The sequence below is a fragment of the Syntrophomonas sp. UBA5494 genome (genome assembly GCF_002426325.1).
The window spans coordinates 2,984-3,285 of the sequence record NZ_DIPG01000078.1 but is presented as its reverse complement, the minus strand read 5'-3'; the positions used below and the strand labels follow the sequence as shown (position 1 = coordinate 3,285).

The 302-nt window shown below is 57.3% G+C and carries 1 protein-coding gene; it reads right to left on the bottom strand.

Annotation, left to right across the window (positions count from 1 at the left end; genetic code table 11):
• On the bottom strand, window positions 1-302 hold a 302-nt coding region (locus tag B3W37_RS08780; protein ID WP_483175417.1), incomplete at both ends, for a glutamate--tRNA ligase family protein.

The window sequence follows — 302 nt, the reverse complement described above, 5'->3', positions numbered from 1 at the left end:
GATTTTACTATGATGAAGTCTCCCATCCCGTCGCTTTCGAAGCTGACCCGCTCCCGGACCAGGTCGTCAACCACGTATATCTGCCGGGGCGGCACCCGAAAGCGCACCACCGGCTTGATACCCTGTGCCAGGTAAGAGGCCCGCTCTTCCTCACTGAGATGGCGGCAGCGCCCCAGATAACGCGGGGTCTCTCCTTTAGCCATTAAGGCCTGCCGCTCTTCCTCCAGGGCTGCTTCGCTGCAGAAGCAATAATAGGCATCGCCCTGTTCAAGTAGCATCCTGGTATATCGCTCATAAATCGA